Source organism: Flavobacterium odoriferum (assembly GCF_025499515.1).
Taxonomy (GTDB): domain Bacteria; phylum Bacteroidota; class Bacteroidia; order Flavobacteriales; family Flavobacteriaceae; genus Flavobacterium; species Flavobacterium odoriferum.
Genome location: NZ_JAMKFA010000067.1, coordinates 1 through 411 on the forward strand (window position 1 = coordinate 1; position 411 = coordinate 411).

General features: G+C 35.0%; 1 pseudogene. It reads left to right on the forward strand.

The features are described from left to right. Positions 1-411 (forward strand): annotated as a pseudogene (locus M9Q43_RS14130) (hypothetical protein); the annotation flags it as partial.

A 411-nucleotide genomic window follows, 5' to 3' on the forward strand; every position in this document is an offset into this window, starting at 1 on the left:
GTTACTGGACTACCAACTGGAATAACTTCTTCAATTTCTGGAAACGTTATTACAATTAGCGGAAATTCGTCTTCAACTTTTTCTTATACAATTAGCACTGTTGGTGGTTGTGGAACTGCTACCCTCAACGGAACAATATCAACAACAATTGGGATTACTCCTATTTTTATTCAAGAACCACCGCTTTGTAGTGGAAATATTGCTAATATTCCAACTACCTCTACAAATGGGATTATTGGAATTTGGCAAATAATTTCAAGCACATTAAATAGTGTAATATATGAATTCACACCTAATCCTGGTCAATGCGCAACAACTACAACAATGACAATTATTGTTTATCCTCGTCCAGAAGTTACAATAACCTCTGCATCAACAAGTTATTGTGATGGATCGGTAACCAATATTACA